24 protein-coding genes and 1 pseudogene are annotated in these 19,953 nt (G+C 69.6%); 13 read left to right on the forward strand and 12 right to left on the reverse strand.

The window, feature by feature from the left end:
* Nucleotides 1–27: 27 nt before the first annotated feature.
* From C6A87_RS26935 to C6A87_RS26945, 3 genes are read right to left on the reverse strand one after another with little or no spacing between them, the layout of a single operon-like run.
* A complete protein-coding gene (locus tag C6A87_RS26935) occupies nt 28–840 on the reverse strand; it encodes an HAD family hydrolase (RefSeq protein WP_311115022.1) in 813 nt (270 codons plus the stop codon).
* A complete protein-coding gene (locus C6A87_RS26940) occupies nt 837–1,583 on the reverse strand; it encodes a lysophospholipid acyltransferase family protein (protein WP_311115023.1) in 747 nt (248 codons plus the stop codon). Before C6A87_RS26940 ends, C6A87_RS26935 begins: the two co-directional genes overlap by 4 nt.
* 6 nt (nt 1,584–1,589) lie before the next feature.
* On the reverse strand, nt 1,590–2,375 hold the full coding sequence (locus C6A87_RS26945) for a 1-acyl-sn-glycerol-3-phosphate acyltransferase (RefSeq protein WP_311115024.1): 786 nt from the start codon (nt 2,373–2,375) through the stop codon (nt 1,590–1,592).
* Nucleotides 2,376–2,490: 115 nt separating this feature from the next.
* Between C6A87_RS26945 and C6A87_RS26950 the strand changes: the two genes are divergently transcribed.
* Both C6A87_RS26950 and C6A87_RS26955 read left to right on the forward strand, forming a co-directional pair.
* The gene (locus C6A87_RS26950; protein WP_311115025.1) at nt 2,491–4,038 is read left to right on the forward strand and encodes an MBL fold metallo-hydrolase; all 1,548 of its coding nucleotides are present in this window, start codon (nt 2,491–2,493) and stop codon (nt 4,036–4,038) included.
* Nucleotides 4,035–4,373 (forward strand): hypothetical protein, encoded by a 339-nt coding sequence (locus tag C6A87_RS26955; protein WP_311115026.1) that lies wholly within the window; start codon nt 4,035–4,037, stop codon nt 4,371–4,373. The genes C6A87_RS26950 and C6A87_RS26955 overlap by 4 nt, the downstream gene beginning before the upstream one ends.
* Here the strand turns inward: C6A87_RS26955 and serS are convergent.
* Nucleotides 4,370–5,629 carry a serine--tRNA ligase gene (gene serS, locus C6A87_RS26960; protein WP_311115027.1) on the reverse strand — a complete coding sequence of 420 codons (1,260 nt, stop codon included), beginning with the start codon at nt 5,627–5,629 and terminating at the stop codon, nt 4,370–4,372. The genes C6A87_RS26955 and serS overlap by 4 nt on opposite strands.
* Before the next feature lie 93 nt (nt 5,630–5,722).
* Here serS and C6A87_RS26965 point away from each other — a divergent pair, with 93 nt between their 5' ends.
* The 3 genes and pseudogenes from C6A87_RS26965 (at nt 5,723) to C6A87_RS26975 (ending at nt 7,717) form a co-directional block, all read left to right on the forward strand.
* Nucleotides 5,723–7,102 (forward strand): septum formation family protein, encoded by a 1,380-nt coding sequence (locus C6A87_RS26965; RefSeq protein ID WP_311115028.1) that lies wholly within the window; start codon nt 5,723–5,725, stop codon nt 7,100–7,102.
* A gap of 4 nt (nt 7,103–7,106) precedes the next feature.
* A pseudogene (locus C6A87_RS26970) lies at nt 7,107–7,526 on the forward strand (metallopeptidase family protein).
* Nucleotides 7,523–7,717 (forward strand): hypothetical protein, encoded by a 195-nt coding sequence (locus C6A87_RS26975; protein WP_311115030.1) that lies wholly within the window; start codon nt 7,523–7,525, stop codon nt 7,715–7,717. The pseudogene C6A87_RS26970 and the gene C6A87_RS26975 overlap by 4 nt, the downstream one beginning before the upstream one ends.
* Here the strand turns inward: C6A87_RS26975 and C6A87_RS26980 are convergent.
* Nucleotides 7,697–8,389, reverse strand: a complete 693-nt coding sequence (locus C6A87_RS26980) for a histidine phosphatase family protein (protein ID WP_311115031.1) — start codon at nt 8,387–8,389, stop codon at nt 7,697–7,699. The two genes, C6A87_RS26975 and C6A87_RS26980, sit on opposite strands and share 21 nt — an antisense overlap.
* Nucleotides 8,386–9,261: a prephenate dehydratase gene (gene pheA / locus C6A87_RS26985; RefSeq protein WP_396837130.1), complete on the reverse strand. Its 876-nt coding sequence runs from the start codon at nt 9,259–9,261 to the stop codon at nt 8,386–8,388. Before pheA ends, C6A87_RS26980 begins: the two co-directional genes overlap by 4 nt.
* A 174-nt stretch (nt 9,262–9,435) precedes the next feature.
* Between pheA and C6A87_RS26990 the strand changes: the two genes are divergently transcribed.
* The 4 genes from C6A87_RS26990 (at nt 9,436) to C6A87_RS27005 (ending at nt 13,082) form a co-directional block, all read left to right on the forward strand.
* Nucleotides 9,436–10,248, forward strand: coding sequence for a DUF2470 domain-containing protein (locus tag C6A87_RS26990; RefSeq protein ID WP_311115033.1), 813 nt, complete (start codon nt 9,436–9,438; stop codon nt 10,246–10,248).
* Between the two features lie 35 nt (nt 10,249–10,283).
* A complete protein-coding gene (locus C6A87_RS26995; RefSeq protein WP_311115034.1) occupies nt 10,284–11,051 on the forward strand; it encodes a type II CAAX endopeptidase family protein in 768 nt (255 codons plus the stop codon).
* A 427-nt stretch (nt 11,052–11,478) separates the two neighbouring features.
* The gene (locus tag C6A87_RS27000; protein ID WP_396836946.1) at nt 11,479–12,411 is read left to right on the forward strand and encodes an LCP family protein; all 933 of its coding nucleotides are present in this window, start codon (nt 11,479–11,481) and stop codon (nt 12,409–12,411) included.
* A gap of 116 nt (nt 12,412–12,527) precedes the next feature.
* On the forward strand, nt 12,528–13,082 hold the full coding sequence (locus C6A87_RS27005) for a ferritin (protein WP_311115035.1): 555 nt from the start codon (nt 12,528–12,530) through the stop codon (nt 13,080–13,082).
* Between the two features lie 10 nt (nt 13,083–13,092).
* Here C6A87_RS27005 and C6A87_RS27010 read toward each other — a convergent pair whose 3' ends face one another.
* Genes C6A87_RS27010 through C6A87_RS27020 form a run of 3 tightly spaced genes read right to left on the reverse strand, consistent with a single transcriptional unit; the run spans nt 13,093 to nt 15,303 of the window.
* Complete coding sequence (locus C6A87_RS27010; RefSeq protein ID WP_311115036.1) at nt 13,093–13,914, reverse strand: glycerophosphodiester phosphodiesterase; 822 nt, start codon at nt 13,912–13,914, stop codon at nt 13,093–13,095.
* A 4-nt stretch (nt 13,915–13,918) separates the two neighbouring features.
* Complete coding sequence (locus C6A87_RS27015; RefSeq protein ID WP_311115037.1) at nt 13,919–14,947, reverse strand: DUF4328 domain-containing protein; 1,029 nt, start codon at nt 14,945–14,947, stop codon at nt 13,919–13,921.
* Between the two features lie 14 nt (nt 14,948–14,961).
* Nucleotides 14,962–15,303, reverse strand: a complete 342-nt coding sequence (locus C6A87_RS27020; protein ID WP_311115038.1) for a rhodanese-like domain-containing protein — start codon at nt 15,301–15,303, stop codon at nt 14,962–14,964.
* A 374-nt stretch (nt 15,304–15,677) separates the two neighbouring features.
* On the opposite strand from C6A87_RS27020, the gene C6A87_RS27025 reads away from it, so the two are divergent.
* Nucleotides 15,678–15,836: a hypothetical protein gene (locus C6A87_RS27025; RefSeq protein WP_311115039.1), complete on the forward strand. Its 159-nt coding sequence runs from the start codon at nt 15,678–15,680 to the stop codon at nt 15,834–15,836.
* A gap of 13 nt (nt 15,837–15,849) precedes the next feature.
* Here C6A87_RS27025 and C6A87_RS27030 read toward each other — a convergent pair whose 3' ends face one another.
* The gene (locus C6A87_RS27030) at nt 15,850–16,191 is read right to left on the reverse strand and encodes a S26 family signal peptidase (protein ID WP_311115040.1); all 342 of its coding nucleotides are present in this window, start codon (nt 16,189–16,191) and stop codon (nt 15,850–15,852) included.
* A gap of 22 nt (nt 16,192–16,213) precedes the next feature.
* Between C6A87_RS27030 and sodN the strand changes: the two genes are divergently transcribed.
* The 3 genes from sodN to C6A87_RS27045 all read left to right on the forward strand — a co-directional run bounded on the left by sodN (nt 16,214) and on the right by C6A87_RS27045 (nt 18,228).
* Nucleotides 16,214–16,636 (forward strand): superoxide dismutase, Ni, encoded by a 423-nt coding sequence (gene sodN, locus C6A87_RS27035; protein ID WP_003931318.1) that lies wholly within the window; start codon nt 16,214–16,216, stop codon nt 16,634–16,636.
* A 159-nt stretch (nt 16,637–16,795) separates the two neighbouring features.
* Nucleotides 16,796–17,329 (forward strand): peptidase, encoded by a 534-nt coding sequence (locus C6A87_RS27040; protein ID WP_311115041.1) that lies wholly within the window; start codon nt 16,796–16,798, stop codon nt 17,327–17,329.
* Nucleotides 17,330–17,832: 503 nt separating this feature from the next.
* On the forward strand, nt 17,833–18,228 hold the full coding sequence (locus tag C6A87_RS27045; protein WP_003931320.1) for a helix-turn-helix transcriptional regulator: 396 nt from the start codon (nt 17,833–17,835) through the stop codon (nt 18,226–18,228).
* 25 nt (nt 18,229–18,253) lie between these two features.
* On the opposite strand, the gene C6A87_RS27050 is transcribed toward C6A87_RS27045, so the two are convergent.
* A complete protein-coding gene (locus C6A87_RS27050) occupies nt 18,254–19,441 on the reverse strand; it encodes a hypothetical protein (RefSeq protein WP_311115042.1) in 1,188 nt (395 codons plus the stop codon).
* Entirely contained in the window at nt 19,438–19,929 is a 492-nt protein-coding gene (locus tag C6A87_RS27055; RefSeq protein ID WP_311115043.1) for a DUF955 domain-containing protein, read from the reverse strand. Before C6A87_RS27055 ends, C6A87_RS27050 begins: the two co-directional genes overlap by 4 nt.
* Between the last annotated feature and the right edge of the window lie 24 nt (nt 19,930–19,953).

A 19,953-nucleotide genomic window follows, 5' to 3' on the forward strand; every position in this document is an offset into this window, starting at 1 on the left:
TACTGCGCAAAATCGATGGCTGCGCTGCTACAGCCACCAGCGCTCGAGGACCCGCGCGACTCCGTCCTCGGTGTTGGTGGTGGTCACCTCGTCGGCGGCAGCGACCGCGTCGGGGTGCGCATTGCCCATCGCGACGCCGAGCCCGGCCCAGCCGAGCATCGGCACATCGTTGGGCATGTCGCCGAAGGTGACGACGTCGGCGGCCTCGACGCCGAGCGGACGCGCCAACTCCTCGATGCCGGTGGCCTTGCTGATGCCCAGCGGCACGATCTCGATGAGGCCGTTGTTGGTGGAGTAGGTGATGTCCCCCTGGGCTCCGATGTGGGGAGCCAGCGCCGCCGCCATGTCGGCGCTGCGCGCCCCGGCCTTGCGGATCAACAGCTTGACCGCCGGGGCGCTCAGCAGATCCTCCACCGACACCTCGGTGTTGTCCGGGTTCAGCCAGGCGTGTTCGTACCCGGGCGAGCTGACGAACTGTGGGGTGGCGGCGTCGTGGGCGCTGTGGCCGACCCGTTCCACCGCCAGCCCGGAACCCGGGATGACCCGGGTCGCGATCTCGGCGAGCTGCCGCAGCGCGTCGGTGGACAGCGTGCGCGCCGAGACGATGCGGTCGGTGGACGGGTCGTAGATCACCGCACCGTTGGCGCACACCGCCATCGGCGCGAAGCCCAGCTGGTCCACGATCGGTTGCACCCACCGCGGCGGCCGCCCCGTGGCGAGCACGAACTGCGCACCGGCATCCACCGCGGCGCGCACCACGGAGCGGGTCCGCGGGCTGAGGTTCTCGTCGTCGTCGATCAGCGTGCCGTCCACGTCGGTGGCGATCAGCAAGGGCTTCACCGGTTCTCGCTCCGTCTACGCGCACGCTCGGCCAATTCGGTCTCCTCCACACGTCGGGCTTCTTCTGGCGTCGGCGCCCCGCCACCCAGGCGGTGGGGCACCCAGAACGCACCGCGCGGGCGCGGATAGCCGTCCTGCGCGTCGTGCAGCAGCGCCGTCATCCGCGTCCGCAGCTCTTGATTGAGTCCGGCGGCCTCACCGTCGGGTCCGATCGCCGAACCGACAGCGACGGTGACCGGGATCTTGTTGCGGCCCAACGCTCTCGGGTGATCCTTGGTCCACAGTCGGTGGGCGCCCCAGACGATCAGCGGCACGATCGGCACCTTCGCCTCCTGCGCCATGCGCACCGCGCCGGACTTGAACTCCTTGAGCTCGAAACTGCGGCTGATGGTGGCCTCCGGGTATACCCCGACGATCTCGCCGCTGCGCAGCGCGTCCACGGCGGCGGCGTAGGCGCCCGCACCCGCGCGGCGGTCCACCGGGATGGCCTTCGTGTGGCGGATCAGGTACGCGATGAACCTGACGTCCTGCATCTCGGCCTTGATCATGAACCGCATCCGCCGCCTGCGCCTTTTGGCCGCCAGCGCGGCCGGAAGCCAGTCCAGGTACCCGGTGTGGTTGATGGCCACCACGGAGCCGCCGGTGGCCGGCAGATGCTCCACCCCGCGGAAGGTGATCTGCGTCCCGGTAGCAGTGACCGCCACCTGAGCCGTCAGCTCCAGCGCGCGGAAGACCGGTTCCATGTGGGCTTACCCCGGCGCCTCGGCGGGGCCGGCGTCCAGTCCCGGCGTGCCGCGCCCGGCGGCCTTGGCGGCCGCCTCCTCGGCGTCCATCCGGTTGGCCTCGGCCAGGGTCGGGGCTCCGCCGCCCAGGCGGTGCGGCACCCAGAACTCGCCGGCCGGGTGCGGGCCGTAGTCGTCCTGCACCTGCTCGAGCAGGTGCTGCATCCGCGAATGCAGCACCGTGGTCAGCTCCGCGGCCGGCAGGGTGGGCTCGATGGGCTTGCCGACCGCGATGGAGATCGGCACCTTGGGGCGCTTCAGGTTCTTGGGATGGCCCTTCGTCCAGATGCGCTGGGCGCCCCAGACGATGTGGGGCACGATCGGCACGTTCGCCGCGATCGCCATCCGCGCGGCACCGGACTTGAAGTCCTTGATCTCGAAGCTGCGGCTGATGGTCGCCTCGGGGTAGACGCCGACGAACTCGCCGGCGGCGAGCCTGCGGCAGGCCTCTTCGAAGGAGGCCGCGCCGCTGCTGCGGTCCACCGGGATGTGGCGCATCCCGCGCATCAGCGGTCCGCCGATCTTGTTGTCGAAGACTTCCTTCTTCGCCATGAACCGGACCTTGCGGCCGAGGTGCTGCTTGTAGGCGGGAAGGCCGGCGAACGTGAAATCGATGTAGCTCGTGTGGTTGATCGCGATGACCGCGCCGCCGGTCCGGGGCAGATTCTCGACCCCGGTGATGGTGAACTTCAGCCCCTGCGCCCGCCAGGCGAGGCGCGCGAGCTGGATGACAGTGCCATATACCGGTTCCACAGCCGACAGCGTAGTGCGCTGTGGGGCCCGCGACACAGACAGCTGGTCCCGGGTATCCCCCGCTAAGCTTCATGGTGGACGACACGCGCCCGAACCGGGCGCAGAAGGGGTATCTGTGCAGGTCACGAGCGTCGGGCACGCCGGCTTCCGTATCGACACCAAGGCCGGGAGCATCTTGTGCGATCCGTGGGTGAACCCCGCGTACTTCGCATCGTGGTTCCCGTTCCCCGACAACAGCGAGCTGGACTGGGCCGCACTCGGCGACGTCGACTACCTCTACGTGTCGCACCTGCACAAAGACCACTTCGACCCGAAGAACCTGCGCGAGCACGTGAACAAGGACGCCGTCGTGCTGCTGCCGGACTTCCCCGTGCCGGATCTGCGCCGCGAGCTGGAAAACCTGGGCTTCCACCGGTTCTTCGAGACCACCGACTCGGTCAAGCACCGGGTCAGCGGCCCCAAGGGCGACCTCGACGTGATGATCATCGCGCTGCGCGCCCCCGCCGACGGCCCGATCGGTGATTCCGGTCTCGTCGTCGACGACGGCGACACCGTCGCGTTCAACATGAACGACGCCCGCCCCGTCGATCTCGAAGTCCTCGACGCCGACTTCGGCCAGATCGACGTCCACATGCTGCAGTATTCGGGGGCCATCTGGTACCCGATGGTCTACGACATGCCCGCCCGCGCCAAGGAGGCGTTCGGCACCCAGAAACGTCAGCGCCAGATGGACCGGTGCCGCCAGTACATCGCCCAGGTCGGCGCGACGTGGGTGATCCCGTCGGCCGGCCCGCGTTTCCTGGATCCCGACCTGCGCGACCTCAACGACGACCACGGGGATCCGGCCAACATCTTCCCCGACCAGGTGGTCTTCCTGGATCAGATGCGCAGCCACGGACACGACGGCGGCCTGCTGATGATCCCCGGGTCGACCGCCGATTTCACTGGATCGCAACTGAATTCGCTGACCCACCCGGTTCCCGAGGACGACGTGTTGTCGATCTTCACCACCGGCAAGGCCGAATACATCGCCGACTACGCCGAGCGGATGGCGCCGGTGCTTGCCGCCGAGAAGGCCGCCTGGGCGCCGGCGGAGGGTGAACCGCTGCTCGAGCCGCTGCGCGCGCTGTTCGAACCCATCATGCTGCAGTCCGACCAGATCTGCGACGGCATCGGCTACCCGGTCGAACTGCGCCTGGGCCCAGAAGTCGTCGTCATCGACTTCCCGAAACGTGCTGTGCGGGAAGCCATCCCCGACGAGAAGTTCCGCTACGGCTTCGGCATCGCCCCCGAGTTGGTGCGCACGGTGCTGCGCGACAACGAGCCCGACTGGGTCAACACCATCTTCTTGTCCACCCGCTTCTCGGCATGGCGCGTCGGCGGCTACAACGAGTACCTCTACACGTTCTTCAAGTGCCTGACCGACGAGCGGATCGCCTACGCCGACGGCTGGTTCGCCGAGGCGCACGACGACAGCTCCTCGATCACGATGGAGGGCTGGGAGATACAGCGACGCTGCCCGCACCTGAAGGCGGATCTGTCGAAGTTCGGCGTCGTCGAGGGCGAGACCCTGACGTGCAACCTGCACGGGTGGCAATGGAATCTGGCCAACGGCCGGTGCCTGACCACCAAGGGCCACGAGCTGCGGTCGGCGAAGTTGTGACCGCCACCGACCGCTTCTACGACGACGGCCGGATCCAGCTGGATCGGGAGGCGATCACGTTGCGCCGGTACCACTTTCCGTCGGGCACGTCGAAGATCATCCCGCTGCGCGACATCCGCGGGTACCGCGCCGAGCCGCTCGGGGGGTTCATCCACCGTTTCCGGCTGTGGGGCACCTCGGATTTCCGGCGCTGGCTGCCGCTGGACCTGGACCGGTTGCGGCGCTCCACGCTGGTGACCTTCGACGTCGACAACACGCGGCTGGATCCGGCGTGCACTCCGGCACGCCCCGACGAGTTCATCGAGGTGCTCGACGAACTCCTGGAGAGCCGTTAGCTTTTCGGCCTCAGCACGTCGGTGCCGAGGTAGGGCACCAGTGCTTCGGGAATGCGCACGCTGCCGTCGGGCTGCTGGTGGTTCTCCAGGATGGCGACGAGCCAGCGGGTGGTGGCCAGCGTGCCGTTGAGCGTCGCGGCGGTCTGCGGCCTGCCGTTCTCGTCGCGGTAGCGCACCGACAGCCGGCGCGCCTGGAACGTCGTGCAGTTCGACGTCGAGGTGAGTTCGCGGTAGGTCTGCTGGGTGGGCACCCAGGCCTCGCAGTCGTACTTGCGCGCCGCCGAGGACCCCAGATCGCCCGCGGCGATGTCGATCACCCGGTAGGGCACCTCGATCAGGCCCAGCATGTGCCGCTGCCAGCCGAGCAGCCGCTGGTGTTCGGCCTCGGCGTCCTCGGGGCGGCAGTAGACGAAGCCTTCGACCTTGTCGAACTGGTGCACTCGGATGATGCCCCGGGTGTCCTTGCCGTAACTGCCCGCCTCCCGGCGGAAACACGACGACCAGCCGGCGTAGCGCAGCGGCCCGCCCGACAGGTCGAGGATCTCGCCGGAGTGGTAGCCGGCCAGCGGCACCTCGGATGTCCCGACCAGGTACAGGTCGTCGCCCTCCACCCGGTAGACCTCGTCGGCGTGGGCGCCGAGGAAGCCGGTCCCGGCCATGATCTCGGGTCGCACCAGCACCGGCGGCACCATCAGGGTGAAACCGTTCTCGGTGGCGGTGCGCACCGCGAGCTGGAACAGCCCCAGCTGCAGCAGCGCCCCGAACCCGGTGAGGAAGTAGAACCGCGAGCCCGACACCTTGGCCCCGCGCTCCATGTCGATCAGCCCGAGCGATTCGCCGAGCTCGAGGTGGTCCTTCGGATCCGCAAGGGCCGGCGGTTCGCCGACGGTGTCCAGCACGACGAAGTCGTCCTCGCCGCCGGACGGCACGCCGTCGATGATGACGTTCGAGATCGCCATGTGGGCGGCGGTGTAGGCCTGCTCGGCCTCGGACTGCGCCACCTCGGCGGCCTTGACCTTCTCGGCGAGTTCCTTGGCCGCGGCCAGCAGTGCGGGACGTTCCTCCGGGGAGGCCTTCCCGACGAGTTTGCTGGCCGCCTTCTGCTCGGCCCGCAGATTGTCGGCCGCCGAGATCGCGGACCGCCTCGCGACGTCGGCCTCGGCGAGCGCGTCGACGAGACCGGGGTCCTCGCCCCTGGCCAGCTGTGAAGCGCGTACGGCGTCCGGGTTCTCTCGCAGCACCTTCAGGTCGATCACAGGCGCAACCCTACGGGGTCCGCCGACCTACCGGCACAACCACATAACGTTACAACTGCATCACTTGTCACAGCACCTGACACGCCTGTCACAATGGAGCGGATGTCAGACACACCCGGACCCTGGTGGAGGAGCCTGCAGGCCGCGTCGACCCGGCGTGCGCTGCTGCTGACCGCCCTCGGCGGCCTCCTGATCGCCGGTGTGATCACCGCCCTGCCCCAGACCGATCCGTCCGGCGGGCTGACCGCGAACTCGATCTCGCTGGGCCCCCGCGGAAACGACACCTTCGACCACGCCAAGAGCGGCGACTGCCTGAACTGGCCCGACCGCACCCCGGACGCCGCGGAGATCGTCGACTGCGCCGCCGAGCACCGCTTCGAGGTGGCCGAGTCAGTCGACATGCGGACGTTCCCGGGCAGCGAGTACGGCCCCGACGCCGCACCCCCGTCGGCCGCGCGCATCCAGCAGATCAGCCAGGAGCAGTGCTCGGCGGCCGTGAAGCGCTATCTCGGCCCGCGCTTCGACCCGAACTCCCGGTTCACGGTCAGCATGCTGTGGTCGGGCGACAAGGCGTGGCGGCAGTCCGGCGAACGCCGGATGCTGTGCGGCCTGCAACTGCCCGGCCCGAACAACCAGCAGCTGCCGTTCCAGGGCCGGGTCGCCGAGATCGACCAGTCCAAGGTCTGGCCTGCGGGCACCTGCCTGGGCATCGACCCGGCGACCAACCAGCCCACCGACATCCCGGTCGACTGCGCGGCGCCGCACGCGATGGAGGTCACCGGCGCGGTCAACCTCGCCGCGAAGTTCCCGCAGGCGCTTCCGCCGGAACCCGAGCAGGACACGTTCATCAAGGACGAGTGCACCAAGCTGACCGATGCCTACCTGGCGCCGATCAAGCTGCGCGACACCACGCTGACCCTGGTCTACAGCACGGTGTCGCTGCCCAGCTGGGCCGCGGGCAGCCGTCAGGTGTCCTGCAGCATCGGCGCCACCCTCGGCAACGGGGGCTGGTCGACGCTGTTGAACAGCGCCAAAGGCCCGTTGATGATCAACGGCCAGCCGCCGGTCCCGCCGCCGGACATCCCCGAGGAGCGCCTGAGCCTGCCGCCGATCCCGCTGCCCGAGTCGTCCTCCAGCGGGTCGTCGAGCTCGTCCGGATCGTCGGGTTCGTCGTCCGGATCGTCTTCCTCCGGGTCGTCGGGTTCGTCGGACTCGTCGTCGTCGGAGTCGTCGGAGTCGGAGTCGTCGTCGGACGACAGCCAGCACGGACCGCCGGCCCCGGCGCCTCCGGAGCAGGGCAACACGTTCCTCAACACCCCGCCGCCCGCGCCGCCGGCCGACCAGCTCCCGCCGCCGGCGCCCCCGGCCGACCAGCTGCCGCCGCCCGCTCCGCCGGTCGACCCGCTGCTGCCGCCCGCGGCGGTCCCGCCGGTCCCGGGCCCGCCGGCCGTGCCGCCTCCGCCGGGGGTGTAGCCCGGTGGCCGTGCGGATGAGCCCGCAACGGTTCGAGGAGCTCGTCGGCGACGCACTGGACCTGATCCCGCCGCGGTTGGCCGCGGCGATCGACAACGTGGTCGTCCTCGTGGCCGACCGCAACGAGGACGAACCCGACCTGCTCGGCCTCTACGAGGGCGTCGCGCTGACCGAACGCGACTCCTGGTACGCCGCGGGATCGCTGCCCGACGCCATCACGATCTACCGTGAGGCGCTGCTCGACATCTGCGACACCGAGGCACAGGTCGTCGACGAGGTGGCCATCACGGTGATCCACGAGATCGCGCACCACTTCGGCATCGACGACGAGCGCCTGCACGAACTCGGCTGGGCCTGACGCGTCGGCGAAAGGCCGCGCGGCAACCGGGATACGTCACCGCCGGGTGCTATGAACGGGACATGACCATTCAGTGCCGCGCCTGCCGTCTGGGGCTGGAGCACTGCCACGGGGCGCTCATCCATCACGCCTTCCGCCGTGCCGAATGCACCGAGGACGACTGCTTCGTCGCCGACAGCCTCCACGACATCCATCTGGACTGCACCACCGTCGGGTGCGTGTGCGACGTGCCGGTCTCAGCCCATCGGGTCGGTTGAGCCGGTCGGGTCGACGCCGCTCGTGACCGTGGCGCCGGGACCGAACGGCGGGGTCAACTTGCCCCACTGCACGCAGGTCCAGCGGCCGTCGGTGACCGGGGCCAGCACCACCGATTCGGTGTTGGCCAGGTGGTGGTCGACCGCGAAGCTGCTGTCCACGCCGGCCAGTACCGCCGAGACCAGCCGGATCGCCGCGCCGTGGCTGACGACGACGATGTCGCCGTGCCAGGCTGCGTCGTCGAGGTAGCGCATGCGCAGCTGCTCGAGCACCGGCACGTAGCGGTCGAGCACCTGTCGCGCGGTCTCCCCGCCGGGCAGCGCGAGATCGAACTCGCCCTGGTGCCAGCGCCGGTAGACGGCGTTGAACTCGTCGTGGGCGGCCTCGTCGGTGCGGTCCTCCAACTCGCCCACCTGGACCTCGTGCAGACCCTCGAACTCGTGCCTGTTCCGGGCCGTGGCGGCCTCGGCGGCGATGTGGTCGGCCGTCTGGACCGCCCGGACGGCGATCGAGTGCGCGACCATCGCCGGCGGGCGGGTCAGCCCCCGGGCGAACGACCGCGCCTGCTCGCGGCCCAGGTCGGTCAGTTCGGCTCCCGGTGGCCTGGTGTCCAGTCGGCGCGCTACGTTGCTGTGCGACTGGCCGTGCCGCACCAGCACCAGACGCCCGCTCACGGGCGGCCCTCCCGGAGTCGGTTCAACCACGCCGTCGCCTCGTCCATCGGCGGCGGCGGCGCACCGACCGCGTCCCCGGTGGGCCACGACCCGAGATATCGCACGTCGTCGCAGCGGCGGTGCAACGCCCGCAGCGCCTCGGCGACCGGGACGTCGTCGATGTGCCCGACGAAGTCCAGGTAGAACTTGTAGGTGCCGAGCTCGGTGCGGGTCGGCCTGGACTCGATGTTGGTCAGATCGATGTCGCGCATCGCGAGTTCCGTCATCGCCGAGACCAGCGCGCCGGGGACGTTGGCCAACTGCAGCACCACCGAGGTCCGGTCGGCGCCGGTGCGTTTCGGGGGCGGGCCCGGTCGCCCGGCCAGCACGAACCGGGTGCGGGCGTTCGGCTCGTCGACGACGTCGGCGGCCAGCGGCGCCAGCCCGTACCGCTCGGTGGCCAGCGCGGTACTCACCGCGGCGTCCGCCCGCCCGGCGGCCACGTCCTGCGCCGCCGCGGCGTTCGAATTGGCAGGCACCAGTTCGGCTTTCGGCAGATGCTCGGCGAGCCAGTGCTTGACCTGCGCAGCGGCCACCGGGTAGGCCGCGACGGTGCGCACGTCGGCGGCGACCGAGCCCGGACGTACCGCGATGGTGAACGACACGTCCAGGGTCAGTTCCGCGTAGATCTGCAGCGGGGACCCGACGGCCAGACTGTCCAGGCTGGGGATCACCGACCCGTCGATCGAGTTCTCGATCGGCACGCACGCATAGTCCGCGTCGCCGGACCGCACCGCGGCCAGCGCGGCCGAGGTGCTCTCGGCGGGGATCCGGGTGACGGGCTCGGGCCCGGCGTCCGGCAGTGTCGAAGGAATCAGCCCGTTGGCCTCGATGGCGCGCAACGCCGCGTCGGTGAACGTCCCCTCCGGGCCGAGATAAGCGATGCCGGGCACTTCACCACCCTATCCGCTGGTCCGGTAATCCCGTTCCGCTGCGCGAAGGCCTTGCGCCCCGGACTCGGCCGTAGTTAAGTTAGGCTCACCTTACCAACTTCTGAGGAGGCGGCGATGACAGCACCGGCAGCGACTTCGGCCCCCACCACCGCGGAGCGCATCCGCAGCGCCTGCGCGCGGGGCGGCGGGGCGATGCTCGCGGTCGAAGGCATCGACCCGGCCGCCACTCCCGTGCACCACCTGCTCGACGACGGCTCGTTCGCGATCACCCTGCCCGCCGACGGACTGCTGGCCGCCGCGGTGGTCTCGGCGGGCAACGCGGGCATCCAGGCCGTGCTGGAGATGACCGACTACGCGCCACTGCCGTTGCGCGAACCGGTGCGCTCCCTGGTCTGGATCCAGGGCAGGCTGCGCGACGTCCCGCTCGGCGAGGTGTCCGCACTGCTGGACCTGATCGCCGAAGCTGACCCCAACCCCGCTCTGCTGCAGGTCAATTCGGGACAGCATGAGCACGCAGGCAGCGCTCCGGAGGCCACCCGCTACGCGCTGATGCGCTTGGAGATCGAATCGGTCGTGGTCGCCGACTCGACCGGCGCCGAGTCCGTCGCGGTCGGCGCCCTGCTCGGCGCCCGGCCGGACCCGTTCTGCGCGATGGAGTCCAGCTGGTTGCAGCACATGGAGTCCGCGCACCGCGACGTGGTCACCCGGCTCGCGTCGCGGCTGCCCGCCTCCCTGCGCCGGGGCCGGGTGCGGCCGCTGGGCCTGGACCGCTACGGCGTGCAACTGCGGGTGGAGAACTCCGAGGGCGACCACGACGTGCGGCTGCCGTTCGCCCGGCCCGTCGACGACGTGACCGGCCTCAGCCAGGCCATCCGGGTGCTGATGGGCTGCCCGTTCCTCAACGGCCTGCGCGCCCGCGGCGCCTGACCCCCTCGGCGGCCGGGGCCGCTACCGTGTCTGCGGTGACCGCGACCGCCGATGAACCCACCGATGCGCAGCGCCGCGCGCTGCGCATCGAGATCGGCGTCGTGCTGGCGGTCACCTTCGCGCTGAGCGGCTACACCGCGCTGCTCAGCCTCATCGAGAGCGTCCTGCTCGGGTTGGCCGGCCAGACCGTCGAGCTCAATCCGATCCGCTCGCCGTTCGACCTGATCGACCTCGGCCTGAACCTGGCCAGGCTCTTCCAGCTGTTGGCCTGGGGCGCGCTGGCGGTGTACCTGCTCTGGCGCGGCGGGGACGGGCCGGCCCGCATCGGTCTGGCCCGGATCCGCTGGCGCAAAGACGTTCTCGGCGGGGTCGGGCTGGCCGCGCTGATCGGGATACCCGGGCTGGCGCTCTACCAGATCGCCCGGCTGCTCGGCCTCAATGCCGCCGTCGAACCCGCCGAGCTCAACGACACCTGGTGGCGCATCCCGCTGCTGCTGCTGGTGTCCTTCGGCAACGGCTGGGCCGAGGAGGTCATCGTCGTCGGGTATTTACTGACCCGGCTGCGTCAGCTGAGGGTCAATCCGTGGTGGGCCCTGGCGATCTCCAGCCTGCTGCGCGGCATCTACCACCTCTACCAGGGGTTCGGCGCCGGGCTGGGCAACCTCGCGATGGGTCTGGTGTTCGGCTACTTCTACCAGCGCACCGGCCGGCTGTGGCCGCTCATCGTCGCCCACACATTGATCGACGCCGTCGCCTTCGTCGGCTACTCGCTGCTGTACGAACGTCTCGAGTGGCTGCTCTGACGGTGCGGGCTCACCGGCCACGCCGCCGCCTCCGCGTACATTCTTGACCGTGACCGACAAGCGGCCGCCGCTTCCGGGGCCGGTGCCACCGCCGCCTCCGCGCGGAACCCCCGGCCGTCGGGAACCGTCGCAGGTGATGCGGCGCGACCCGAATCACCGGCCCGTGTGGCCGCCCAATCCGCCGACGCCGCCGCGGCACAACCCACCCCCGGCTCCCCCGCGCCACAACTCGCCGCCGCGGGTCCAACCACCGGCGCGTCCAGCGCCGCCCGCGCGTCCCCACCCGCCGGCGCGTCACGCGCCGCCGCCGCGGCCACCGGTTCCTCCTCCGCCACCACCGCGACAGAGCCGGACCGCCCCGCCCCCGCCGCCACCGCCGGTAAAGAAGAAGAAGCCCCGCCGGCTGCGCCGCGTCCTCCGCATCGCGATGGCGCTGCTCGTGCTGCTCGCGGTGGGCACGGTCGCGGCGGGTGTGTGGGTCGACTCGTCGCTGACCCGGGTCGCGGCACTGGTCGATTACCCCGAGCGGCCGCCGCAGGGCGAAGGCACGACGTGGCTGCTCGTCGGCTCGGACGGGCGCGAGGGGCTGACCCCCGAGCAGCAGGCCGAGCTCGCCACCGGCGGAGTGCTCGGCGGCAGCCGCACCGACACGATCCTGGTGGTGCATCTGCCCGGACTGGGCGCCCCGACCCGGGCGACGATGGTGTCGATTCCGCGCGACTCGTACGTCTCGATCCCCGGCTACGGCAGCGACAAGATCAACGCCGCGTTCTCCGTCGGCGGTCCGCAGCTGCTGGCCCAGACGGTCGAGCTGGCCACCGGCCTGCGTATCGACCACTACGCCGAGATCGGCTTCGGCGGCTTCGCGAGCCTGGTCGACGCCGTCGGCGGGGTGACGCTGTGTCCGCCCGAACCCATCGACGACCCCCTGGCGGGCATCAACCTGCCCGCCGGCTGCCAACGGCTGGACGGCCGCTCGGCGCTGGGCTTCGTGCGTTCGCGGGCGACCCCGCGGGCCGATCTGGACCGGATGGCCAATCAGCGCCAGTTCATGAGCGCGCTGGTCGAGCGCGCGGCCAGCCCGGCCGTGCTGCTCAACCCGTTGCGGTGGTATCCGCTGCTGCACGCCGCCGCGGGCACCGTGTCGGTCGGCACCGGCGACCACGTGTGGGACCTCGCCCGGCTCGCGTGGGGCCTGCGGGGCGACATCACCACGGTGACGGTGCCGATCGGCGAGTTCACCGCGAACGGGTCCGGGTCGATCGTGGTGTGGGACACCGAGGCCGCCCAGCGGCTGTTCTCCGCGCTCGCGTCCGACACACCGGTGCCCCAGGACCTCCTCGACGGCGCCGGTCCATAACCGCTGAGCAAACTGTGTAGTGCGGGTCACAATGGTCACCCTAACTAAAGCAAACCTAACCTCGGTAAGGTTCACCTTCGATGAAAAGGCCCCGTGACCTGCTCTATTGTGGTGCCATGACTTCCGTTGCCGCCTCCGATGCACTCGACACCAAATTCCACGGCCTGCTCAACGACCAGGTGCGTAGCGAACTCGGAGCATCTCAGCAGTACCTCGCGATCGCGGTGCACTTCGACAGCGACGACCTCCCGCAGCTGGCCGAGTTCTTCTATCGCCAGTCGGTCGAGGAACGCAATCACGCGATGATGCTGGTGCGCTACCTGGTCGATCGCGGTGTCCGCGCCGAGATCCCGGCCGTGGACCCGGTGCGCAACTCCTTCGAGACCCCGCGTGAGGCCATCGCGTTCGCGCTCGATCTGGAGCGTGAGGTCACCGACCAGATCAGCCGGCTGGCCGCCACCGCCCGCGACGAGGGCGACTACCTCGGCGAGCAGTTCATGCAGTGGTTCCTCAAGGAACAGGTCGAAGAGGTCGCGCAGATGACCACCCTCGTGCGGATCGCCGACCGGGCGGGCGCGAACCTGTTCCACCTCGAGGACTTCGTGGCACGCGAACTCGCCGCTCCGTCGGCGGACCCGTCCGCCCCCAAGGCCGCGGGCGGCGCGCTCTAAGCGCGTCCGCTCAGTCGCGCTCGGCGCCGGTCAGACCGGTCTGCAGCCAGGACTTGGTGCGGCCGGGGTGGTTCGTCGCGACCCAGGCCACCCCGAGGTCGCGGCAGTACTGCACATCCTCGTAGTGGTCGACGGTCCAGCAGTACAGCGCGCGGCCCTGCGCGGCGGCCCGGTCGACCAGCTCGGGATGTTCCCGCAGGGTGGCGATGGACGGACCCACCGCGGTCGCGCCCACGGTGGTGGCCGCACTGCCCCCGAGATACCGCGACGTCTCGCCCAGCAGCACGGTCGGCAGCAGCGGCGCCGCGCGACGGATCCGCCACACCGCGGCCGCCGAGAAGGACATCACCACCGCGCGGGACAGATCGGCCGAGGCGGGCGACGCGATGCCGTAGCGGTGCAGCAGCGCGAGCACCTTGCTCTCCACCAGCGCGCCGTACCGCACCGGATGCTTGGTCTCGATGAACATCTTCACCGGCCGGTTCCAGTCCATGACCAGCGAGACCAGGCTGTCGAGGGTCAGCAGACCGGTGTCGCCGATGCTGCCGTCGTCCTTCCAGCTGGGATGCCAGGAACCGAAGTCCAGGTCGCGCAGTTGCGCCAGGGTCATGTCGCTGACCAGTCCGGAACCGGTGGACGTGCGGTCGAGCCTGCGGTCGTGCACGCAGACCAGATGCCCGTCGCGGGTCAGCCGCACATCGCACTCGACGGCGTCCGCGCCCTCTTCGAGGGCGAGTTCGTAGGCCGCCAGGGTGTGTTCGGGACGCCCGGCCGAGGCACCTCGGTGCGCGACCACGAATGGATGACCGCAGAACGTCCCGCCCGAGTTCATATCGCTATGCTGCCGAATTCTCCCCGGCGCTCTCAACCGCACGCGCGGGTTCGGGGCGCTCGGGTGCCTCGGATTCCTCGGCGCCGGCCGCCACCATGACCCACCGCTGGGCGGGTCTCTCCACCGGTTGCTGCTCGAAACCGAGGAACACCTTGAGCGCGGCGAGCAGCGCCGCGGCCGCGAACAGGTACGCCACGATCGTGATCACGGTGTTGTCGGCGATGCCCTGCGGGTCCGCCCTGAAGCTGGTCGCGAACGCGAACACCGACACCACGGTGCTGGCCACCCACAGCAGCCACCACACCAGGACCGGTCGCTGCAACCAGCGCTGTCTGCCCTCGATCCCGGCGAGCTCGATCACGAACACCGGCGCCCACAGCAGGTTGGCGAACGGGATCAGGCAACCCAGCCGCAGCGCCCACCCGGGTCTCGGCTCGGTCTGACCGGCGTGCGCGAACGCCGCCGCCCGGCGCGCGATCAGCCAGTTCATCAGCACGACGACGCTGGCCACCGTCATGAACGCTGCCGCGACGCTCACCGCGACACCGCCCCAGGTGGCCGCCCCCGCGACCCACGGGTTCAGCAGCACCGAACGGTTGATGATCAGCAGCACGTAACGCACCAGGTGGACGAACGCCGCGGCCCCCAGCGTGGCGACGGTCACCACCAGCGTCATCTGCACCGCGGTCGGGGACGGTCCCTTGCGCTGGGGAGCGTGTTCGACGGGGCTTTCGAAGTGTTCGACCAGACCCCATCGCGGGATGCTCTGATACCGCGGGGTCGGACCGAGCTCACGGCGTGCGCGGCGGGGATGGGGAGGCGCGCCCGGCCGTACCGCCACCCAGCGGTAGCCGGACGGCAGCGGCTGGCCCTGACGCTTCGGGTCCGGGTGCGGGCCGTGGCCAGGACCCCAACCCTGCCCGGAAGCATGGCCCGACGGTGCGAGCAGCGTGCCGCGACAGCGCGGGCACCACACCCGCTGCCGGTCGCGCACGTTCCACCGCGTTCCGCACTGGGAACACACTTGGATCATCGGACCAGAGTAAGTCAGACCGTGCCTGCGTCTCCGCTGTCGGTGACGACTCGGCGTCCGGCTCCCGCCCAGGCCAGCATCCCGCCGGCGACGTTGATCGGGTCGTAGCCGTTGCGCGCCAGGTACTGGGCGACGCGCTGCGAGCGGCCGCCGGCATGGCAGACCACGAACAACTTCGCCTGGGTGTCGATCTCCGCCAGTCGCGCGGGGACGTCACCCATCGGGATGTGTTGAGCGCCCGGCGCGTGACCGCGCTGCCACTCGTCGTCCTCGCGCACGTCCAGCAGGACCACGGCCTCGTCGAATTCGACCGGAACGTCGCCGATCGCCGCCTGCGGCACCTCGGTGTCACCCATGACCTCATGCTGGCATGTGCCTGCCCCGGCTGGCCAGAACGGGTCGTCAGCAATACCTCCGCGGGCCACCGCCATCCACAGTTTCCACACCTTCATCCACAGGCCGGCGCAGCCCCGACCGGGCAATGAGCCGCCGGTGGGGGCCGCGCCTGGGGATAACTTTTCCGCGGGCGCTCAGATAGTCAACAGCTTCCGTTTCGGCTGAGCGAATATTTTGTCGCGCTAAGCGATCCGGCGGGTGCGGCCCGGCTACGCTCTCGATTTCTCAGGGGAGACACCACGCGTTATGATCGCCGTCACACGCGCGGATGTGTGATCGATCTCACTGAAGCGGTGGCCGGGGAGGTACAGAGCGTGCGGGTGAGGAGCTTCTGATGGCGTCGTCTTCGATGGGCTCGGGGTCGGCATTCCAGCCTTCTGAATGGCAGACCTCCGCGCGCGCCTACACCCGCAGCCAGCTCATGGCGTGCCTGCGCGCCGGGCTCATCGCGCTGGTGCTGCTCGGCATCCTCGCGTTGATCGTGCTGTACTGACCGGCCCCTGCGCTCAGCCCGCGCAACGTGCCGGCAGCCGCCAGAACACGCGATAGCTCCCGGCTGCGGACACCGGGCCGAAGTCGTGCGAATCGCTGGCCCCGGCCGCCCGCGGATTGTCCGATCGGGCCTCGAACACCGTGCCGTAGACCTCGCCCACGCGTTTGACGAGCCAGCGCGTCGACTTGTTCGGGTGGGGGAACACCCGGATCTGGCCGGCACGGGGCCTACCGTCGCGCCAGGCCAACAGCATGTCGCCGGGTTCCAGCGTCGGCAGCATCGAGTCCTCGACCACCACGAAACGGCGTACCGGCCAGCCGAACCCGGACGCTCGTGGCCCATGGCTTCCCCGCATCGGCTAAGGGTAAGTTAGGGCCATGCTGCATCGACTGTTTGCCAACGCCACCCCCGCCCACGCCCACTGCGACCTTTTCTGCGGCGTCTACGACCCCGCGCAGGCCAAGATCGAGGCGCTGTCCTGCCTCAAGACGATCCAGAAGTACCACGACTCCGATGACGAGCACTTCAAGACGCGCGCCATCATCATCAAGGAGCGCCAGGCCGAAGAGGTCAAGCATCACCTGATGGTGCTGTGGGCCGATTTCTTCACCAAGGACCACTTCGAGCAGTTCCCGAACCTGCATCAGCTGTTCTGGGAAGGCGTCAAGGGCGCCGGTGACGTCAAGAAGTCGCTCGACGCCGCCGTGGCCGAGAAGCTGCTCAAGACCATCGACGAGATCTCCGACATCTTCTGGCAGACCGACAAGGGCAAGCAGATGGGCGTCTACCCTCCCGCCTGATCCCGTTCCCTTACCAAAGCCGGCTCGGTCTTCGACCGAGCCGGCTTTGTTTTGCCCGCTGGCAGTCGGGTCCACTTGTCTGCCAGTGCGTTTCTCCAGCATTCTGTCCGGATCGACCCAGAGGCGTGTCGGGCATTGGTACGGATGCCAGGAGGCGGAATGGAATTCGGGGCCGGACGGGCGATCGAGATCGCCCCTTTTCACTCTCGTGGGTCTCTCAAGGGATTCGTCGTGTCCGGGCGCTGGCCGGACTCCACCAAGGAGTGGGCACAACTACTCATGGTGGCCGTGCGCGTCGCGTCGATGCCGGGGCTGCTGTCCACCACGACGATCTTCGGCGTCCGCGAGGAGCTGCCGGAAGAGCCGGAGCCGGGCACGGTAGGTCTGGTGCTGGCCGAGGGCACCGTGGTCGGGGACGCGGCGGTGCCGCCGGGCCATTTCGCCGACCGCCAGCCGCCGGCGCTGATGATGCTGCATCCGCCGTCGGAGACCACGCCGTCGCTACCGGAGTGCGCCGGGGCCGCGTCCGGGTGTGTGCTCTTGCCCGGGCTGCCGCATCTCGGGCTGGAACACCGGGCGGCGTGGGTCGAGGCGGAATCCGACGGCACGGTGACCTCGATGGTCAGCCGGGTCGGGGTGGATCCGATCAGCCACCCCGACACCGCCATTCTCGCGATGCTGCTGGCGGCGTAGCGCCACGCCGCGCCTATTTTTTGCCAGGACATTGACAGGTTCTGGGCGGGACGCCGGGCCCCTGACTGCCATTGGCTACTGACACATTCTCGGGTGCCTGCCGTGGCCGTTATCACCGGCGTTTGCCGCGTCACATGCCGCGAAGCCGGTTCCCATGCCTGGTGGCGAGCAGGGCGCACATACCCTCCAGCAAACCTGCGCGATTGAGGCTTCGCGGGGGGAGATAGTTGCCGGTGACACATAGGGCAACTTATGTGACGGCAGGGGCCCAGAAGACGCGCGTATGCTTGCTACGTAGCCGTTATTATTTGCTTAACCGCACCGTACTATGGCAGTGCGAGGTGCGAATACTGACGCCGTTCACGACAGCAGCGGCGCTCCGGGCTGCGGACCGAGTTGACTATGACGAGGTTTGCACTTGGTTGTGGCCAGATGTATGTCTACGATAATCAGCAAATACGCCGCCCGATGAACCCGCTCGCCTGTATGTGGAGGTCCTTCCGATGAGCAATACGTTTGCCGCTCGCCTCAACCGCTTGTTCGACACGGTCTACCCGCCCGGACGAGGCCCGCACACCTCGGCGGAGGTGATCGCAGCACTCAAGGCCGAGGGCGTCACCATGTCCGCGCCGTACCTCTCGCAGCTGCGTTCTGGCAACCGCACCAACCCGTCGGTCGCCACGATGGCCGCGCTTGCCAACTTCTTCCGTATCAAGCCCGCGTACTTCACCGACGACGAGTACTACGAGAAGCTCGACAAGGAGCTCACCCTGCTCGCCGGAATGCGTGACGAAGGGGTTCGCCGCATCGCGGCCAGGACCGTCGGCCTGTCGGCAGAAGCCAAGCAGGACATCGTGCAGAAAGTCGACGAACTGCGTCGGCGCGAGAATCTCGACTGATTAGCCTCGCGGCGGTTGTCCGCGCTCAGTCGGCAACCGCGCCGCCGCCGGCGTGTTCCGGGACGGCATCGAAGGCACCAGCGGTCAGGCAGCGGTACTGACGCGCGATCTCCAGAATCCACTCGCGATCCGAGTACGTAGCGGGCTGACGCAACCACGCCAGCCCAGGGAATTTCTCGCGTCCGTCGCCCGCGGCGCCGTGCTGTCCCTCGTGGATCCACGCCGCAACGGCAGTCGCCTGCTCGGCCGGGGACACGTCAGGGGCCTCCAGCTCAGCCCGTTCGACGAGTTCGTCCAGATCGGTGACCTCGGCGCCGCTGCTGTCGACCGGACGTAGGGCGCCGTCGGCGGCGGTGGCCTCCAGGAACAGCGCATCCGAGATCAACGACATCCGCTCGGCCACCCGGAAGACCAGCGGGCCGCGCGGCCGGACACCGATCCCCACGTCGGGGTGGCGCCGGCCCAGTTCGTCGAGCAGCGGCTCGATCAGGCGCAGCTCCCGGCGGGCGCCGACCCAGTCCTCCAGACTGGGCAGCAGGGATCCCGCCGCGACGATCAGCATCGCGCAGCCCAGCAGCGTAGCCGCGGCGCCGATGCCCACCAGCTCGGTCGTGCCCACCGCGCGGAGCACGAAGAACGCCAGGGCCAGCACGATCAGCACGATCCCGACGGTGAAGACGAACAGCGCCCGGCCCCTCCTGGTCCGGTTGGAAAGCCGCAGTCCTGCCCATGCCACCAGGCTCAGGGCCAGCAGCACGTACAGCAACGGAAGCAGCCACGGCAGCGCGTTTCCGCCGGATCCGAGGTTGCGGCGCAGGTATTCCTCGGGTGCCATCTCCGGCTGTTTGTCCGCCGACAGGAACATCGCGAAGCTGACGGCGGCGATCACGGCGGCAACTCCGTACTGCGCGATGGCGATTCGCTTTGCGGTGGCGGGCGCGCGGCTGGAGGAGACGGTGGTGATCATCACGCAGCTACCGGCCGCGCAGGCCACCAACGCGACCTGGCTGAGCCCCATCGAGATGTTGGGCCAGCGCAGCACGGTGTCGACGAGCAGCGTCAGCGGCGGCCAGTTGAGCGCTGCGACCACGCCGAGGCTGCCGAGCGCCAGGATCATCGCAGTGCTCACCAACGACTGCTTGTTGACCAGCGCCCAGCCGATACGGAGGCCTGTGGCCAGCCCGAGGAGGCCGGCGATCACCCAGACGATCAACCAAACGCCTCTCCGAGCCGGACCTGGACGATCGAGGCGCGGTCCGAAGGCAGGCGCCCCAGCCGATAGATCAGCAGCGCCGCGAAGTCCTCGGCCTCCTGTTCGGCCTCCTCGCCGCTGGGCCCCATGCAGCCGGTGCGCTGGTTGAGCATGTATCCGATCAGGTCGGAGCTGGCGAGCTCGGTGTTGTCGAGCGCGGCCTGGACGACCGGGATGCCTTCGTGCCCCAGCACCAGATGACCCAGTTCATGGGCGAGCGTGCGATCCCAGGCCGGAAGGCCCTGCTGGATCAGGAAGACGTCACGGTCGGCGTACTGTCGCCACTGCCCGCACACCCCGGGCGGCAGTTCGGCCGTCGCGAGTTCGATGGGCCGGCCGCGGCTCTCGCTGACCGCCTCGACCAACCGAGGCAGTGAGACCTCCCCCTGCCGCGGGGCCAGGTCGAGCACTTCACCGACCGCGCGCGTGACGCTGCGGCTCGCGGGCATGAATCCCCCTCCCTCTCGCTGGAT

It is taken from the genome of Mycobacterium sp. ITM-2016-00317 (assembly GCF_002968295.1).
Taxonomy (GTDB): Bacteria; Actinomycetota; Actinomycetes; order Mycobacteriales; family Mycobacteriaceae; genus Mycobacterium.

What these genes read in the sequence shown, in the direction of transcription:
- C6A87_RS26940 (WP_311115023.1), bottom strand. Translation starts at nt 1,583, where the DNA reads ATGGAACCGGTCTTCCGCGCGCTGGAGCTGACGGCTCAGGTGGCGGTC.
- C6A87_RS26965 (WP_311115028.1), top strand. Translation starts at nt 5,723, where the DNA reads ATGGAGCGGATGTCAGACACACCCGGACCCTGGTGGAGGAGCCTGCAG.
- C6A87_RS26975 (WP_311115030.1), top strand. Translation starts at nt 7,523, where the DNA reads ATGACCATTCAGTGCCGCGCCTGCCGTCTGGGGCTGGAGCACTGCCAC.
- C6A87_RS26990 (WP_311115033.1), top strand. Translation starts at nt 9,436, where the DNA reads ATGACAGCACCGGCAGCGACTTCGGCCCCCACCACCGCGGAGCGCATC.
- C6A87_RS27000 (WP_396836946.1), top strand. Translation starts at nt 11,479, where the DNA reads ATGGCGCTGCTCGTGCTGCTCGCGGTGGGCACGGTCGCGGCGGGTGTG.
- C6A87_RS27005 (WP_311115035.1), top strand. Translation starts at nt 12,528, where the DNA reads ATGACTTCCGTTGCCGCCTCCGATGCACTCGACACCAAATTCCACGGC.
- C6A87_RS27010 (WP_311115036.1), bottom strand. Translation starts at nt 13,914, where the DNA reads ATGAACTCGGGCGGGACGTTCTGCGGTCATCCATTCGTGGTCGCGCAC.
- C6A87_RS27015 (WP_311115037.1), bottom strand. Translation starts at nt 14,947, where the DNA reads ATGATCCAAGTGTGTTCCCAGTGCGGAACGCGGTGGAACGTGCGCGAC.
- C6A87_RS27020 (WP_311115038.1), bottom strand. Translation starts at nt 15,303, where the DNA reads ATGGGTGACACCGAGGTGCCGCAGGCGGCGATCGGCGACGTTCCGGTC.
- C6A87_RS27025 (WP_311115039.1), top strand. Translation starts at nt 15,678, where the DNA reads ATGGCGTCGTCTTCGATGGGCTCGGGGTCGGCATTCCAGCCTTCTGAA.
- C6A87_RS27030 (WP_311115040.1), bottom strand. Translation starts at nt 16,191, where the DNA reads ATGCGGGGAAGCCATGGGCCACGAGCGTCCGGGTTCGGCTGGCCGGTA.
- sodN (WP_003931318.1), top strand. Translation starts at nt 16,214, where the DNA reads ATGCTGCATCGACTGTTTGCCAACGCCACCCCCGCCCACGCCCACTGC.
- C6A87_RS27040 (WP_311115041.1), top strand. Translation starts at nt 16,796, where the DNA reads ATGGAATTCGGGGCCGGACGGGCGATCGAGATCGCCCCTTTTCACTCT.
- C6A87_RS27045 (WP_003931320.1), top strand. Translation starts at nt 17,833, where the DNA reads ATGAGCAATACGTTTGCCGCTCGCCTCAACCGCTTGTTCGACACGGTC.
- C6A87_RS27055 (WP_311115043.1), bottom strand. Translation starts at nt 19,929, where the DNA reads ATGCCCGCGAGCCGCAGCGTCACGCGCGCGGTCGGTGAAGTGCTCGAC.